Origin of the sequence: Parabacteroides sp. HGS0025 (genome assembly GCF_000969845.1) — a bacterium.
Classification (GTDB): domain Bacteria; phylum Bacteroidota; class Bacteroidia; order Bacteroidales; family Tannerellaceae; genus Parabacteroides; species Parabacteroides gordonii.
The window spans coordinates 2366618-2383905 of sequence record NZ_KQ033902.1 but is presented as its reverse complement, the minus strand read 5'-3'; the positions used below and the strand labels follow the sequence as shown (position 1 = coordinate 2383905).

At 42.5% G+C, this 17288-nt stretch carries 13 protein-coding genes and 4 pseudogenes; 12 read left to right on the top strand and 5 right to left on the bottom strand.

Annotated features, from left to right (window positions below):
- Positions 1 to 84 precede the first annotated feature (84 nt).
- Positions 85 to 1374, bottom strand: a complete 1290-nt coding sequence (locus HMPREF1212_RS09195; protein WP_046149160.1) for a DUF3945 domain-containing protein — start codon at positions 1372 to 1374, stop codon at positions 85 to 87.
- A gap of 1028 nt (positions 1375 to 2402) precedes the next feature.
- On the opposite strand from HMPREF1212_RS09195, the gene HMPREF1212_RS09185 reads away from it, so the two are divergent.
- From HMPREF1212_RS09185 to HMPREF1212_RS09175, 3 genes are read left to right on the top strand one after another with little or no spacing between them, the layout of a single operon-like run.
- Positions 2403 to 2963: a TIR domain-containing protein gene (locus tag HMPREF1212_RS09185; RefSeq protein WP_052724957.1), complete on the top strand. Its 561-nt coding sequence runs from the start codon at positions 2403 to 2405 to the stop codon at positions 2961 to 2963.
- 4 nt (positions 2964 to 2967) lie between these two features.
- Positions 2968 to 4431 carry an SIR2 family protein gene (locus HMPREF1212_RS09180; RefSeq protein ID WP_046149159.1) on the top strand — a complete coding sequence of 488 codons (1464 nt, stop codon included), beginning with the start codon at positions 2968 to 2970 and terminating at the stop codon, positions 4429 to 4431.
- Positions 4432 to 4436: 5 nt separating this feature from the next.
- Positions 4437 to 4919, top strand: a complete 483-nt coding sequence (locus HMPREF1212_RS09175) for a TIR domain-containing protein (protein ID WP_046149158.1) — start codon at positions 4437 to 4439, stop codon at positions 4917 to 4919.
- An 815-nt stretch (positions 4920 to 5734) separates the two neighbouring features.
- Here the strand turns inward: HMPREF1212_RS09175 and mobC are convergent.
- The 4 genes and pseudogenes from mobC to HMPREF1212_RS09155 form a co-directional block, all read right to left on the bottom strand.
- Positions 5735 to 7762, bottom strand: a pseudogene (gene mobC, locus HMPREF1212_RS09170) (conjugal transfer protein MobC).
- A 47-nt stretch (positions 7763 to 7809) separates the two neighbouring features.
- Entirely contained in the window at positions 7810 to 8991 is a 1182-nt protein-coding gene (gene mobB / locus HMPREF1212_RS09165) for a conjugal transfer protein MobB (protein WP_046149157.1), read from the bottom strand.
- A 148-nt stretch (positions 8992 to 9139) separates the two neighbouring features.
- Positions 9140 to 9574: pseudogene (mobA, locus tag HMPREF1212_RS27290) on the bottom strand (conjugal transfer protein MobA).
- A gap of 89 nt (positions 9575 to 9663) precedes the next feature.
- Positions 9664 to 9873 carry a hypothetical protein gene (locus HMPREF1212_RS09155; protein ID WP_046149155.1) on the bottom strand — a complete coding sequence of 70 codons (210 nt, stop codon included), beginning with the start codon at positions 9871 to 9873 and terminating at the stop codon, positions 9664 to 9666.
- 600 nt (positions 9874 to 10473) lie between these two features.
- Between HMPREF1212_RS09155 and HMPREF1212_RS09150 the strand changes: the two genes are divergently transcribed.
- The 9 genes and pseudogenes from HMPREF1212_RS09150 to HMPREF1212_RS26600 all read left to right on the top strand — a co-directional run bounded on the left by HMPREF1212_RS09150 (position 10474) and on the right by HMPREF1212_RS26600 (position 17279).
- The gene (locus HMPREF1212_RS09150; RefSeq protein ID WP_004315593.1) at positions 10474 to 10668 is read left to right on the top strand and encodes a hypothetical protein; all 195 of its coding nucleotides are present in this window, start codon (positions 10474 to 10476) and stop codon (positions 10666 to 10668) included.
- Between the two features lie 63 nt (positions 10669 to 10731).
- Positions 10732 to 11142: a ParA family protein gene (locus HMPREF1212_RS09145; protein ID WP_046150308.1), complete on the top strand. Its 411-nt coding sequence runs from the start codon at positions 10732 to 10734 to the stop codon at positions 11140 to 11142.
- 2 nt (positions 11143 to 11144) lie between these two features.
- Positions 11145 to 11687 (top strand): DUF3408 domain-containing protein, encoded by a 543-nt coding sequence (locus tag HMPREF1212_RS09140; protein WP_046149154.1) that lies wholly within the window; start codon positions 11145 to 11147, stop codon positions 11685 to 11687.
- Between the two features lie 3 nt (positions 11688 to 11690).
- Entirely contained in the window at positions 11691 to 12629 is a 939-nt protein-coding gene (locus HMPREF1212_RS09135) for a hypothetical protein (RefSeq protein WP_046149153.1), read from the top strand.
- 456 nt (positions 12630 to 13085) lie between these two features.
- Positions 13086 to 13412, top strand: a complete 327-nt coding sequence (locus tag HMPREF1212_RS09130) for a hypothetical protein (RefSeq protein ID WP_046149152.1) — start codon at positions 13086 to 13088, stop codon at positions 13410 to 13412.
- 21 nt (positions 13413 to 13433) lie between these two features.
- Positions 13434 to 13862, top strand: coding sequence for a hypothetical protein (locus HMPREF1212_RS09125; protein WP_046150307.1), 429 nt, complete (start codon positions 13434 to 13436; stop codon positions 13860 to 13862).
- A gap of 265 nt (positions 13863 to 14127) precedes the next feature.
- On the top strand, positions 14128 to 14427 hold the full coding sequence (locus tag HMPREF1212_RS09120) for a DUF4134 domain-containing protein (protein WP_009860229.1): 300 nt from the start codon (positions 14128 to 14130) through the stop codon (positions 14425 to 14427).
- Positions 14428 to 14450: 23 nt separating this feature from the next.
- Positions 14451 to 14771, top strand: a pseudogene (locus HMPREF1212_RS26605) (DUF4133 domain-containing protein).
- A 3-nt stretch (positions 14772 to 14774) separates the two neighbouring features.
- Positions 14775 to 17279, top strand: a pseudogene (locus tag HMPREF1212_RS26600) (TraG family conjugative transposon ATPase).
- Positions 17280 to 17288 lie beyond the last annotated feature (9 nt).

Genomic DNA, 17288 nt, shown 5'->3' with positions numbered 1-17288 from the left:
TGTTAATCGGATATTAAACATATACCCGGCTGCCATAAAAGAGAACCGGGTATATATCTGCTAAAAACATGAATAATCTGTCTGTTACATGACCGAAAGACTCTTTTTTGACTGGGCCTTTACAGACGCCACATGGCGGGGTGCCTGCTGTTTTACCTCCTTTTTCTTGTCATTTTTCTTACTATCAATAGTGGGTTTGTATTCACGGGCGTTACGTCCTATCAGCAGTTGGTTGCTCTTGTTGCTGAAACGTACATCATCGGAAAATACCCTGCCTTTGTAGCGCATATTCTCAACGAACACCATTTCATGGTTCTGGAGCATCTTCTTTTGCTCAGGCGTGATTTTGGCACCCATGATAGTGTCGTTGACCTTCAGTTGTTCACCGGACTGCTTGAATGCGATGTCCATTATTCTCGGATCGACGAAAGCAACCCCGGAAAGTAGCGTATCGTTTTTGCGCTGTATGTCATTGATGGGAAGCTGGCCTCCTGACGCAAGGATTTGCTTCTGTTTGTCATCCAGCCTTTTCCCGTAGATATAATCGGGTATCTTGATGGCATCCACCGGCATGGTTATGATACGGTTGCTCGGTTCATGGAAAGATACATAACAGTTGCAAACTGTTCCCGTATGGGTATCCTTCATCTCCTTGATTGCCCCCAAAGTTCCGGTGTCTTTAAGCGACTGCTTTTCCTCGTCCGTGAATACTCCTTTATAGGCAGGCAGGTCATACTGCGGTTTGTCAAGCCTGCTTAGAGTTTTCAGTTGCACCTTGCCGTCCTCCCCTTTGACACAGAGGAAACAGGCTTCCCCCATATCCTTCTTTTCACCGTTCACTTCCTTACTGATGGGGAAAGCCATAGAGGTAATCCTCCCTTTCAGCATCTCACCCATGCAATGGTTGTCAAACAATAGTTGTTTGTCAACTCCCAATGCGGCGAGTTCTTTCCACGGAAGCTGGTGTTCGTCAAACTTATACCGGCGGGCAAGTTTGGCGATACGTCCTTCATCGTTGAGTTCGCTGTTCTCCACCAGTTTTTTACCTTCTACTCCGGGGGCTTCCCCTTTTCGGATTTGGACTACGGCATTCAGTGTCTTTTCCAAAAGGACAAGAGGTACAAGGAAGAAACTGAAACTCGTGGGATTTTCGTACTGGTTCTTGAAATTGGTGAAGAATAGTTCCAGCGGTGAGGTACGATCCAGTTTGAGGAAACTGCTGCTGTTCTTTTTGTCGGGTGGCACGATTTCGAGACTGCCGTCCTGCTCGTTCATTTTGGAAACGACTGCGGTTTTGTTCGTTCGCTTGTCAAGGATGGCCATTACATGCTCGTCCTGACTCTGTTCTTGTTGTTCTTGCTTTTTTTTAGCCATAAAATCAATAATTTAAGTGATACAATAATTAATCAATACCGGGTAAACTTTAGCCCGTCGGTGCGAATGTAGAGGTTTAATTGATAGGATATTACGTTTTTAAGACTAATGGAAATGATTGGCGGAGATTGACGGGAAATGACGTTATGACTTATTATCTACGCCAACAAAATTTATAAATAAAGAATTATTATATGGGAATTTGTGAAATGACTACATTTCAAGCAAGATATATCTCTTATGTATTAGTTTGTAAAATTTTGAATCAATTGTAGGGATTCTTGATTTGGATATCATGCTTTACATATCCCCAATAACAGTTCGCATATTTTTATGCTATGGAATCCTGCTACTTGGTGAGTTGTCACTTTTCCTTATATATGGTTATTAAACTTCTATGTAAAAGAAACATATAAAAGCGAAAATTCTTCTTGAAATTCTTTCAATACATTGTAAGCAGTCATATACACTCGGATAGTTTCAAGATTCAATTCTTCTTTTCGTTCTACAAAATGAAGGTAGTAGCTATAAAAGGATTGACTTTCAGGTTTTACTATTCTTTTCACTGAATATAATTTCTTTATCAAATTCATTGTTAATTCCAACTCGATTGTCAACGTTCAGTTAATTTAAAGGCCTAATTCCTTACGTTTCTTATTAAGTTGGATTGGCAATGCCTTATCTTTAGGCTTTTTCTTTTTAACATTTCAGCGTTTTTTTGAATATCAATCCGTATCGGAACTTTTTATCCCTTACTCGGATTCTTAAGTAAATCGGATATTAACCATTTCATCGGTTTAGCTATTCTTACCTAATTTATAATAGAATATTCTGCGACAATATACGATTTGATTTACAATTTCCATGTACTAATGGTAGTTACTTCCTCAATATGAGCAAAATTTCTGCCAAAAACGTTGTTTTTTGAAAAATAAAGAAAGAATGTCATGTTTGATAACATTTATTATGCCACAACGTCCTAAATATCCACATGGCTTAATTTTTGTTTTTATAGCTAAAAAAATCGTATGGCAATATTTACAAAACAAGAATTTGAATCAATAGCGAGAATAAAAGCTGGATATAAAGGTTTAAGTTCCGTATTAAATGAAAGTAGGTTTTATTCAAAGGCTTCTGCTTTGACAAGTCTTTTTCTTTCGCATTCTCATTATGACAAAGCAATTGTGGAACAGGCAAAAATCTTTTTTGAAAATTTGGGTATTAGTATTTATGTCGATTGGGCTGATGAAACAATGCCTGAGAAAACGAATGGTATTACAGCTACAAGAATTAAATCAAAAATTATCACCAATGATAAATTTGTGTTGTTAGCAACCAATTCAGCCGTTATATCAAGATGGTGTAATTGGGAGGTTGGTATAGGAGATACTTATAAGTTGAATAGCGACAAAATTTGTATATTGCCTTTGTCTGACAATAAGAACGACTGGAATGGGAATGAATACTTGCAAATTTATCCTCGTATAGAGCCTGTCTATAAAGATAGTTATTCTTTTTATGACAATATATTTAAAGTTATATATCCAGATGGGCATAGTACTTGGCTGGATGATTGGTTAAAAAAATGATATTATGGAATTTTCAACAAAACAAAAAGCATTTATAAATGCATTTGCTACAGAAATAATTAATGGTGATGCTGCCATTTTTGCAGGTGCAGGCTTGTCAGCCCCATTAGGCTTTGTTAATTGGAAAAATCTTTTAAAAGATTTGGCAGAGGAGATAAATCTGGATATTAATAAAGAGTCTGATTTGGTTTCAGTTGCTCAATACCATTTTAATAAATTCAAGAGGGGGAAAATAAATAATAAAATTGTAAACGAATTTACTACTTTAAAAAAGGGAAGCGTTAATCACGAAATATTGGCAAGAATAGGAATAGACACTTTTTGGACTACTAACTACGATCAGTTAATAGAGAAAACATTAGAAGCTGAAGGTAAAACAGTTGAGATAAAAATAAGAAATGAAGATTTCTCAAGAAATATAAAAAAGAAGAATGCGATTGTTTATAAGATGCATGGTGATAAGAATTCGCCTGACGATGCAGTATTAATCAAAGATGACTATGAAACCTACAATGACAAAAGAGAATTTTTTTCTACTTCATTGAGAGGTGACTTGCTTTCTAAAACATTTCTATTTATAGGATTTAGCTTTGATGACCCTAATTTAGAATATATTTTAAGTAGGATAAAGGTTTTACTAAAAGATAATACTCCAACTCATTACTGTTTCTTTAAAGAAGTCTTAGCTGAGGATTTTAATGATCCAAACCTAACAAAAGAGAAAAATAATGAAAACTACTTGTATGCAAAGATTAAACAAGAACTGAAAATAGATGATCTTCTTAGGTATGGGATACATGCGGTAATGATAAGGCAATATAATGAAATAACTTCTATACTGTTAGAGATAGAAAAAAAGATAAAAAGAAGAAATATTTTCGTTTCAGGAGCTGCTCACATTTATGATCCTTATACTCCCGATGAAGCTAAGGAATTAATTCATCAATTGAGTTATAAACTTGCGGAAAATGAATATAAAATAGTCTCAGGGTATGGGCTTGGGATTGGAAGTGTAGTTATCAATGGAGCGTTGGAGTTCAAATTAAGTTCTAATTATCGTAATTTAGATGATTTACTAATATTAAGACCATTCCCACAAATACAATCTGGTTCAAAAACTATACCTGAAATTTGGACAGATTATAGAAAAGACATGATTTCTAAAGCTGGCATTGCCATTTTTATGTTTGGGAATAAAGTTAATGCTAATGGTGAAGTCGTTCATTCAAATGGAATGGAAGAAGAATTTAATATCTGTTTGGAATACGGTGTTTTCCCAATTCCAATTGGAGTTACTGGTTTTATATCAAAAGCTTTATGGGATGATGTAATGATTAATATAGATAAATATTATCCAAATAATTTTGAACTAAAAAATGCAATTAAGAAAATCGGTGATTCGACTACCTCGATAGAAATGATTATTACAAACGTTATAAAAGCAATTAATATCTTACAAAAAATATAAAAAATATGGCAAAAAGACAATTTTTTTACAGTTTTCATTATGATAATGATGTTTTCCGTGTACAGCAAATTCGTAATATTGGTGCTCTGGAAGAAAACAAACCTGTTTCTGCAAATGAATGGGAAACAGTAAAAAAAGGAGGAGATGCAGCTATAAAACGTTGGATTGATGATAATATGAAATATAAAAGTTGCTTAGTTGTCCTTATTGGTTCTGAAACGGCTAGCAGACCTTGGGTTGACTATGAAATAAGAAAAGCATGGAATGATGGAAAAGGTGTTTTAGGTATTTATATTCATAATTTAAAATGTCCTCGCAATGGAAAATGTAGACAAGGTGCAAATCCTTTTGATAACATTTATTTTACTGATGGAAAAACAAAACTGTCAAGTGTGGTAAAGACTTATAATCCTAACTCTTTTGATGCATATAATGATATAGCTAACAATCTTGAAAATTGGATTGAGGCCGCTATTAGTGCCAGATAAAGAGGAGAGCATATAGGGACGAAAAAATGCAATAACTTGACATCTTTTGAATAGTGATTCGAATTGTAATTTTATGAATTGATTCATTTTGAAAATATTATCATTCATATAAAGTCGATTGTAGTCAAAATGAGCTTTATCAGGAATCTCAAAAAGCAAAAAAGGATTAGAAATTTTCTTCTAATCCTTTTGTTTTAAGTAGGCCCTTCGAATAATATCACTAAGTGATTTTCATCAAAATAGCTTTCCCCATAATAAATAGAGAGAAAACTGCTAACTGATAAACTTTTAAACTAAATTAAACCTGTTTCTGAATATAATTTAGCAGATATGGGACATTTTTTACGACGGGAAAATGTCTATTACACCTCTATTAAAACCACGATTGTCATGTTAGAAACCAATGGGATAGTCAGCATTGATGACAATCATAATGCCATGTACTCGAAAAGGGAACAGATATATTGAAAGAAATGAATTGGAAATAAGCGAAAGGTGGAAGGTGTTGTATGTTAGGAAGATAATGAAAGATAAGTAAAAGAATGAAGGTTCTTTGTGAAAATCCCTCTATATTATCTTGTCTTATGTGTACAGATATACAGCATTTATTTCTAAGTGCCGTATATCTGTACATATTTTCTTTTAAGAAGCTAATAGACAAGGGTGGGCAGGCTGGTTGGACTTATCCGGGTGCCTGCCCATACTTTTGTCCTTTCCTAAGAACGGCTCTTTGGGGTAATCTACGGAAGTGAAGCCTGCACAGCTTTCGGGATTGCTGCAATGTGTCGTAGAAAACATATTGTTATGACACTGTTTTAGGCTTTGCCCGGTTCCTCTTTGTCATTTCCCAACAGATGTTTGAGTTCCGGGTCATTCTCAATACGAATCAGTTCGTTCTCCACCAGTTCGACAATATCCTGTTTGATTTGCCGATAATTCGCTTGTATCTGCTGCTCCATTGTATCATTGCGGTTTTCGTTCAGAAAACTACTGATTTCGGGAATGGGCTGGTAGGCCGCTGTCTCTTTCTGTACAGCTTCATTGTCCACGACTATCTGCGCATGGAAAATTTTCTGTTCGATTGTCTCTCCAAAGTTGTCTGCTACTGCGCCGACAAACATCCCTTGCGAGAGTGTGCTGATTTTGGATGCAGGTATCAGACTGTCTAACTGGGTATTGATTGACGTTGATGTATCGTTGCGGTTAATGCTCATAGACTCTCTTTTTTGTAGGATTTTCCCAAACCTTTCCGACAATGTTTTGGCTGTTTCACCCACCACTTGACCGCTAAAAACATTGCCCACAGTTGACATGATAACGGCGGCCTCCTTGTCTCCGTAATCGCGCTTTAACTGGCTGAAATCCTGAAAACCTAACACAACCGCCACTTTGTAGCTTCGTGCCGTGGCAATCAGATTGTCCAAACCTTTAAAGAAGATGGTTGGTAACTCGTCAATAATCACACAACTTTTCAGTTGTTTCTTCTTATTTATCAGCTTAACGATACGAGAGTTATAGAGCCCCAATGCCGCCCCATAGATTGAAATTCTATCAGGATTGTTGCCCACACATAACACTTTTGGTTCTTTGGGATTATTAATATCCAGTGTAAAGTCACTGCCGGACATTACCCAATAGAGTTGCGGACTTATCAGTCTGGATAACGGGATTTTAGCACTTGCTATCTGGCCCTGGAGCTGCTCACTCGCTCCACCTTTCCATGCGTCAATAAACGGACTTAGATAGTTCTCCAAATCAGGGTAACTTGTCAGAATAGTAAAGACGTCTTCATACCTTTTATTAAGCAATTCGATAGCATGTGGGAACGTACAGAATTTGCCACCTTCATAGATTTTCAGAAACCAAATTATGGCCGTAAACAATACAATCGGAGATTCTACAAAGAAGTCTCCCTGTTTTTGCACCCAACTTTTATTCAGGTTCAACATGATGGTATAACTGGATTCATACGCATCCGAAATATCCGTCATCAGTTCGGGAGCCAGCGGATTACAGCGGTGGCTTTTTCTTGGATTGTCGAAATTGATTACATAAAATTTAGGTGGTATCTTATAACGGTGTCTATACTTAATCAGATGGTTATAAGCGATAACCGACAGGTCATCAAACTTAAAATCATATATATAAAGCGCATAGGACTTCTCGATTGCCTGCTTTATATAATTATTGACTACGGCATACGACTTACCGCTACCCGGTGTACCCAAAATCATGCTTGCCCGGAACGGATTCACTACATTAATCCAGCCTTTCCATTCTTTGCCTTTATACCAGAACTTGGTCGGCAGATTGACGGAATACTCGTTTCCCATGAGTTTTGTTTCCTGCATGAAGGATTCATTCTCACGGTTGAAAACGTCTTCCAACAGGTTGTTCTTCAACAGGCGGCTTATCCATAAACCGGATGCCAGCAGACAGAAAAAACCGCCGGTCAGTGTTGTAATATAAAGTACCGCACACACACCGGATGATGCATTGATAGATAATAACCACCAGTTCAGGAAAAAGAGCATGGTGCCCACTATGGCCGCAATGATAATCTGCCTTCATGTGATTTCATGCTTCTTCACTCCCTTGTTGCCCATGCAGGACAAACCGAGGAAAAGGACACAAAACAGTTTTGTGTAAAGCAAAGATGAAAATAGTCCGGTGGTACGCTGGAAATTGGATAGTATTTTATCCACTATGCCAAGCGTTCAGCCCATTTCATGCAGTCAGCCATAACAAAACCAATAGATGTGTATCGCCAAAAATAAAAAACTGATGGCCCGCATAAAGTCTGTGACTTTGGCAAGACCTCTTAAATCATCTTCATTCTGCATAATTGTAACTATTAAAATTAAACTTCTTGTTCTATACATTAATTATACTATAACCTGCGCCTGCGCTTCTTCTTTTTCTTGCGTCCATAACGGAAGGCCGGATCAATGTACTCGCGTGTATGGTCGTCTTCCATAAGTATGGAGAAAATGTCAACGGCACCGAGTGCGGATGTATCAATCAGACTTTCTGATAATTCACTCTGATGATGGCTTCGATTTTTCTGCTGCCGGTATTCTGTTCTTTCCTGCCTTTCTTCCGCTTTCGTTTCCTTTTCCTGCCGGGACGGTTCCTGCTCCGGTTGTGGTATCAGTCTTTCACGGTCTGCATCCGAGTTGTTAAACAATTCGTTGAACACATTGGCTGAAAAGGCTTTGCCCAGACGAGAGCCGTTGAACACTGTCCGGCAGGTATGGTCTATGAAGGTGATACCATACAGACGTCCTTCGGGATTGATACGGTAAACGACTTCTATATCCGCCTCTTTCAACCTGCGGGCAAAATCTTCTTTCGTGCCGATGTCCTGCATGGCTTTAATGATTTCCAGCTTTGTCCTTTCTGCGAGGTTGTCCTTCTTCACCTTTCCGACAGAAGCGGCAAACTTCTTTTGCAATGCTTCATAACCGAACACCTTACCGAACTTGCTGGATTTGAAAGGTGTTCCTACCTGCTGTCCGTCATCATCCAAAGCTCCGTACATGACGCCGTGGTACTCCTTCCCGTCCACACTTCCCCTGATTTCGTAAACAGTGACGTTATACAAATTCAGAAGAGTATTGTATTCGGCAAGTGAATGACAGTTGTAACATTCCAGCAAGGTACGGGCGGTATGCTTCACCTGTACTTTCACGTCACCTTTCGGATAGTCCACTTTTTGCAGACTTACCAGTTCCCGCTCACCGTGTTCTCCGAGTGTGGGATGAAGCCCGTACTTCACTTCCATTTCACGACAGATGTTCTGTGCCCGGATAGCCTCCCGATTATGGTCTATCTTTTCTCCGGTTTCATCAATGCGTACTGATACAATGTGCATGTGTTTGCGGTTTATGTCTTCGTGCAGCCAGACTATATAAGGTTGGTTCTCGTAACCGAACTTTTCCATAAACTCCTGCGCCAGTACGGTCATTTGCTCTTCCGAAAGAATGTCTTTCGGAGAAGGATTCAATGAAATATGGATAACAGGTTTCTTGACGTGTGAATTGAGTGCAATGTAAGGCTCAAAAGCCTGCACGCAGTTTTCAATCGGTACATTGCCCGAAGTATCAGCCGCAATTTTCGGGTGTCACAATACCTTTGCCGTACCGTCGTCCACTTTTATCTTATTATAGGCAATCACTCCATAGAATGAACAGCCCGATGTGATATTCGGCACCATGACGTTATTCCTTTTTAGTGAGATACTCCTTTTCGTACCGCTTTGTCAGTTCGATAACCTGCCTGCATACTTCTTCCAGTTTACGGGTTTCTTCGGCAAGTTTGTAGAGAAACGCAAGCGATTTCTTCTCCCCGTAAATGGTATGGATGGTCTTTACACATTGGTTGTAGTTGTTTCCTATTCTTCGGAACTGTTGATAGAAAGCGGTGAGCTGGGCGTAATATTCCTGCGCTTCTTTATCAATCTTCACTACCTTGAACTCTCAACCGAAGATACGGGCAAAGATAAATTCGGCTTTGTTTTTCATGCCCGATTGCTCGAACATGGAGATAAACTTTTCGTTCTCTCCGTCATTGAGACAGAGGTAATAGCGGTGCGTGCGCGGGTCTGCCAGCACCTTGCGCCCTGCGGCGCCACGGATTCTTGTTTCATCTTTCATAACATGAATAATTTAGGAAGTTCGACTTAGGAGAACTGACACCCCCGAAAGAACTTTCGGGGCGAGACTTTCAGCGGGTGGAAATATTTTCAACCGCTGAAAGTACACCTCGCTATATGCTGACGCATATTAAAATCCGGCTGGGCCGGATTAAAGGTCTGAAGGGTTTGTTTTACGTTCTCTTTTCGAGAACGGGCTGCGCTCTCCCGGCGACAAAGGTAGATAGTTTTTTCGGTATGGTTATTATCAGGCATCACGCCAACAGCCGCCAACAAATGACTTTGAAACCACAGGTACATTACGGATGCTCTTTTTGAGGTTTATTTGCAGTCGGATAGTTATTTAGCCACTTATCTGGATAGATAAAAAGATGGTTATCAGGATAACTATGCGGACGGTTTTCTATCCGAATAGCTTTTTGTCTGAATAGCCATTTGATTAAATAAGTTTTCAGATAAGCGTTCATAAGGTTATCTATCCGCTTATACAGCTATACATATATAAAGATGTATAGACAAGCAAGTGGATATTCGGATAAATGGACAGGTAAATAGACTATTAACTAAACACTTAGATAAACAGCCGGATAGCTATGTGGCTACATAGCTGAATAGATAAATAACTATATAATTGGATAGCTAGGTAAGTATATAGCTAAATAGACAAATAGTTCCATAGCTAAGTAGCTACATAGCTATAAAGCTAAACTGATAATGAAATGAATGAACGGATAAGTGGATAGGCATCTATCCGCTAAACTATCAATAAATCAAATTATTCACTTAAATTAGGTAACAATGGAAAAGAGAAAGAAAACATTATTCGTTTCGTTCGCTACCCAGAAAGGGGGCGTGGGTAAATCAACATTCACCATTTATGCGGCATCGTGACTGCATTATGTGAAAGGACTGAATGTAGCTGTGGTGGATTGTGACTATCCGCAGCACTCAATCATCAAACAGAAAAAACGGGATATGGAAGTGGTAAAGACTGTTCCCGTTTATCAGAGTCTGCTTGTTGAACAGTCGGAACGGCTGGACAAGAGGGCTTATCCGGTTATCGGCAGTAACCCGGCAGACTGCATGGCGGACTGAAGTGCATTTGAAGACAAAACGGATACGCATTATGACATGGTGCTGTTTGACCTGCCCGGAACAATGGGTAGCGACGGAGTTATCGCCGCAATCAGTGCGCTCGATTATCTGTTCGTGCCGATAAAGGCAGACCGTCTTGTATTGGAAAGCACATTGAACTTTGCTACCACCATCAATGACCGGCTGATAAAGACCGGCTTGTCTTCTCTGAAAAGGCTGTGTCTGTTCTGGAACATGGTGGATCGAAGAGAACGCACTACATTGTATAACATCTACCAGCAGGGGTTCTCCCTGTTAGGACTGGACTGCCTCCAAACACGTATTCCCGTGCGCAGTAACTTCACTAAAGACTTGTCTTCTATGGGCGGCTCCGTTTACCGGAGTACGCTGTTCGCTCCCGATGCGGCATTCACCAGAGAGTGCGGCTTTGATACGTTCATGAATGAAGTCATGGAAATACTTAAAAACGAATAGTCATGGCAAAGAAAACAAGCGGACAGAATCTGGTAGACGAAGCGTATCTGCGCAGTCTGATGGCGGGTGTTCCTTCGGAACCTGCCTTATCTCCGCTTCCTTCCGTTATCGGAGGAAACAGCAGTAAAAAAGAAAACGCCTTATCCGATGAAAAGGAGAAAGAGGATAACAGTGTGAACGAAACAGGGAATAACGGTGTGAAGGAAAGAGCGGATAATGGCGTGAAGGAAGCAGTTAGGGATGTTTCCAGTGCGGATGATACCGGCTATCCGGAAGCGGGAACGGAAAAACCGTCACCGAAAACGGTTCGCACCGCATTGGCCGACTTTATCCGCAAGTTCCTCACACCTTATAAATGCGAAGGCAGACAGGGGGTATATATAGACAAGGAACTGCACCAGAAAATATCCGTTATTGTAGGGATTGCCGGTAAACGGCAGTTGACGGTAGGCAACTATATAGATAATGTATTGAAAGAGCATTTCGAAAAACATGCGGATGAGGTGAAGACCTATCTCCAAAAGAGTTATAACAAAATATTTTAGGTTATGGATATACAATCAGGTTACTATGAAGCCGGAATAGTTCTGTTCTGGCTGCTGTTCGCTTATCTGTTCATGGACAAGTTCCTGTTCAGGGGCGAACTCGGCGAGATATGTTTCGGGAAGATGCGCCGCCGGATGGCAAAAGGTCTGCGGAGCATTGCCGGATGGTTCGACCCGGCAAAAGAAGAACCGAAGAAAGGACGCAGGCGTACGAAAGGAAAAACGGAAAAGAAAGAAGTTCCGGCAGTGGCAGTACCGGAAGCTGAGGAAAGGAACCACCCAACTGTAAAAGTGGAAATGAAGGGCAAAGAAAAGGATGAAGTTAAGGAAAAGACAAAAGGCAAGAACATGGAAAAGCTGCCCCAAAAACGGCCTGAAACGGACAGTCTTGTCGTTACAAAAAGCTACGGGATACGCCAGCAACCGCCAATGAACGCCACCGGTTCCGGGGCTATTGCAGGTAAGGAAAATGCCTCTACTTTTGCTGGCAGAAACGGGGAAACGACACCACCAAAGGTTGCACAAGTGCCGCCGGAGCGCATCCCGGATTTGTTCCGGGACAAGCGTGTGGAAGAGTGGCGGGCTTCTCTGGATGAGAGTTCCGGCAATCGTGAAGGCGATGACGGACAGAGAGGAAACGGTGACGAAGTGGATACCGACGAGTTGAATGAGGAACTGGAAGATTTGAACTGTGCCCGTGAAGATTATTCGGGTGGTGCAGCCGGTATCGGACCGGAAGAGATTGACCTGATTATCGACCTCTGCAATGGCAAGGATATTCCGACAGATAAACGGTTGTCCCTTTTAAAGGCGATCCACCAAATCAAGGATACGCAGATTGAACGCTCGATACTGGAAAGTATAAATGGCAGCGACAGCCGTATCAGCAAATTTCTGGATGAAGCCGAACAAATGAGTGAGGCTGCTCCGGACAGTGACTAACCAATTAAAAAAGGAGGTAACAATGACAAGAGGTTATTTTGATACGGGTTGACAGCCCGTATCACTTTAAAGAGAGAGATTCGGTAGAAAACCAACAACAAAACGTATCATCCATGTTTATGACGTATTTCGATTCAAGTTGACAAACGACGGTTTCCTCTTTATGACGGGAAACGTATTAACTCCCAGAGAGACAATCATTCCATTAACTTATCCATAAAACGACAGTGGCAATGACAAAAGGCTATTATGATTCGGGATGACAGGCCGTTCATGGCATTCACCCGGTAAGGTAACAAGAACTATTCACCATTAAATTTTATCCGTATGAATATAGGACTGGTAGATGTGGACGGACATAACTTCCCCAATTTTGCACTGATGCGCCTTTCGGCTTACAACAAGGCAAAAGGTTGTCAAGTAGAATGAGCGGAACCGGCGAGGCGTTATGACAAGGTGCTGGCAAGCAAGGTGTTCACCTTCACACCTGACTATGATTACCGGCTACTGGATGCAAGGGAAGTGATAAAGGGCGGAACCGGATATGATATTCCGGGCAGGCTTCCCGAAGCTGTGGAAAACAGCCGGATGATGGACTATTCCATTTACCCCGGATACCCTTTTTCACTTCAGTTCTTTTCAAGAGGCTGCATCCGCAAATGCCCTTTCTGCCTCGTCCGTGAGAAGGAAGGATACATTCAGGCCGTAGAGCCGGTGGAACTGAACCCGAAAGGGAAATGGATTGAGGTGCTGGACAATAATTTTTTTGCCAACCCGCAGTGAAGGTCGGCGGTGGATTATCTGATGAAAAAGGGGCAACCCGTGAAACTGCACGGTGTGGACGTGAGGATTATGGACGAGGAACAGGCTTGGCATCTGAACAGGCTGAAGATGAAGCAGAACATCCATATTGCATGGGACTTGCCGCAGCTTGATTTGACGGAACGCCTGAAAGAGATGGTAAAATACGTGAAACCCTACAAGATAACCTGCTACGTACTGATAGGATTCAATTCGACTGTTGAGCAGGACTTGTTCCAGTTGAACGTACTTAGGGAATTGGGAATCACCCCCTTTGTTATTCCTTTCCGGGATTATGGAAATGAACGGACACCTACGCAGTACGAGCGTGACCTTGCCCGATGGGCGAACCGGATGTGGCTGTTCAAATCCTCTTCCTTTGAAGACTATATACCCCGCAAGGGATTCAAGTGCGGGGAATATCTGAAATAAACCGATAAGGACAGTAAAGACAATGAGAACAAACGGCTATTACGATTCGGGATGATTCGCATCCCGCTTTCAAGAGAGAATTGACAAGAATGTTTCACCACCAAATCATGTAACAATGCAAATGGCATATTATGACTCCGGCTGATTTCCGGCCGGAACTTCCCCCCTGAATCAATAAACCATAAGCGGCTGCGGGCTGCCTATGGGGATAGTGAAAGGGGGCAGTCCGTGGCTTTTTTAATCACCTAAAAAATCACGGAAACAAATGAAAAAGAAAAGATTGATTATGATGCTGGCCGCTGTTGCGGCGGCAAGTGCGGCAATGGCACAAGGAAACGGGCAGGCAGGTATCACCGAAGCGACACAACTCGTGACCGGATATTTTGATCCCGGCACAAAACTGATTTATGCAATCGGTGCTGTAATCGGCCTCGTTGGCGGAATCAAGGTATATCAGAAGTTCAGTTCGGGCGACCCCGACACGAGTAAAACTGCCAGTTCGTGGTTCGGAGCCTGTATCTTTCTGATAGTCGCCGCCACCATTTTGAGGTCGTTCTTCCTCTAAAAACATAAAAAAGACAATAACTTATGGCTGATTTTGAAATAAATAAAGGGGTGGGCCGTGAAGTTGAGTTCAAGGGGCTTCGGGCACAATACCTGTTTATTTTCGCCGCCGGCCTGCTTGCCGTATTTGTGATGTTCGTCATCATGTATATGGCGGGCGTCGGACAGTGAATCTGCATCGGTTTCGGGGTATCGGCGGCTACGGTACTGGTATGGCTGACCTTTACGCTGAACCGTAAATACGGCAGCCACGGGCTGATGAAGCTGTTCGCGGCCCGGCAGCATCCCCGGAGAATCCTCTCACGAAAACGTATCACACGTCTGATCAACAAACAACAATCGTAAATTATGAGAAGTATATTAAAAGCATCCACACTGGAAAGCAAGTTTCCCATCATGGCGGTGGAACACGGCTGCATCGTCAGCAAGGACGCCGACATCACGGTCGCTTTTCGGGTCACACTGCCGGAAGTGTTTTCGGTATCATCCGCAGAATATGAGGCTATGCACGCCACATGAGCGAAGGCAATCAAGGTGTTGCCGAACTATTCAATCCTGCACAAACAGGATATTTTCATCACGGAGAAATACGAGCCGGACATCCGCCGGGACGAACTCAGCTTTCTCTCCCGCAGTTTTGAACGCCACTTCAACGAACGTCCCTACCTGCACCACACCTGCTACCTGTTCCTCACCAAGACCACCAAAGAGCGCTCCCGGCAGCAAAGCAACTGGAACACGCTCTGTCGTGGTTTTCTGGTGCCGAAGGAAATCAGGGACAAGGCAACGGTGGAGCGATTCATGGAAGCGGTGGGACAGTTTGAAAGTATCGTCAATGACAGCGGGCTTGTCAGGCTGGAACGGCTGACCACGGAAGAGATTACGGGAACGAAAAACGAACCGGGCATTATCGAACGGTATCTTACGCTCTCGGCAGACGGAACTACCATGTTGCAGGACATGCAATTGAATCCGGACGGGATGCGTATCGGAGATAAGCGGCTCTGCCTGCACACGCTCTCCGACCTCGACTATCTGCCGGGAAAAGTGAGGACGGATGGACGGTACGAACGCCTCTCGACAGACCGCTCGGACTGCCGTTTGAGCTATGCCGCCCCCGTGGGCGTGATGCTGCCCTGCGACCATATCTACAATCAGTGGATATTCATAGACGACAGTAACGAAAACCTTTCCCGTTTCGAGAAGATGGCGAAGAACATGCAGTCGCTTTCCCGGTACAGCCGCAGCAACCAGATCAACAAGGAGTGGCTGGACGAATACCTGAATGAAGCGCATACCAATGGATTGCAGTCGGTGCGCTGCCATTGCAACATCATCGCATGGGCGGAAAACGGGAACGAACTCCGCAGGGTGAAGAACGATGTGGGAAGCGCACTGGCATTGATGGAATGTACCCCGCACCATAACACGACCGACCTTCCGGCTCTCTATTGGGCGGGCATACCGGGAAATGAAGCGGACTTTCCGGCCGAAGAGACGTTTTACACGTTTACCGGGCAGGCGCTCTGCTTCTTCACGGCCGAAACCTGTTACCGGAACTCGCTTTCCCCTTTCGGCATCCGCATGGTGGACAGGCTGACGGGAAAACCCGTCTTCCTCGACATATCGGATTTACCTATGAAAAAAGGGGTGGTGACCAACAGAAACAAGTTCATACTTGGCCCGTCAGGCAGCGGAAAGAGTTTCTTTACCAACCACCTTGTGAGACAGTACTGGGAACAAGGAACGCATATCCTGCTGGTGGACACCGGAAATTCATACAAGGGACTCTGTGACCTGATACATCAGAAGACCGGAGGGGATGACGGGATTTATTTTACATACAAGGAAAATGATCCGATTTCTTTCAATCCGTTTTTCACGGAGGATTACCGGTATGACATCGAGAAGCGGGACAGTATCAAGACACTGATACTCACCCTTTGGAAAAGAGAGGACGAACCGCCCCGCCGCTCGGAAGAGGTGGCGCTATCGAACGCAGTCAGCCTGTATATCGAGAAGATAAAGAAGAACCGGAAGATAAAGCCGAATTTCAACTCGTTCTATGATTTTGTAAGGAAAGACTACCGGAAGGTGCTGGCAGACAAGAATGTGCGGGAGAAGGACTTTGATGTGGACGGTTTTCTGAACGTGCTGGAACCTTATTATAAGAACGGTGAATACGGGTATCTGCTGAACTCGGACAAGGAACTGGATTTACTGAACAAACGGTTTATTGTATTTGAGTTGGATGTTGTGAAAGATAATCCAATCCTCTTTCCGGTTGTCACCATCATTATCATGGAGACGTTTATCAATAAAATGAGGCGTTTACAAGGTATCCGCAAGATGATACTGATTGAGGAAGCATGAAAGGCAATCGCCAAGGAAGGTATGGCAAACTACATCCGTTATCTTTTTAAAACAGTCAGAAAGTTTTACGGAGAGGCGGTTGTAGTGACGCAGGAAGTGGATGATATAATCTCTTCCCCCGTTGTGAAAGAGACGATTATCAACAACAGCGACTGCAAAATATTGCTTGACCAGCGGAAGTATCAGAACAAATTCGACCAGATACAGAACTTGCTCGGCCTGACGGACAAGGAACGCAGCCAGATACTTTCTATCAATCTTGCCAATGCAGCGAACCGACTTTATAAAGAGGTCTGGATAGGGCTTGGCGGCACGCAGAGTGCGGTATATGCGACAGAAGTTTCGGGCGAGGAGTATCTGTGCTACACAACTGAAGAGACTGAGAAACTGGAACTTATCCGCCTTACGGAAAAGCTGGGCGGAAACATCGAGCTGGCTATCAAACAACTTGCCGAAAGCAAGCGGCAGGAAAACAAGTAACCATATTAA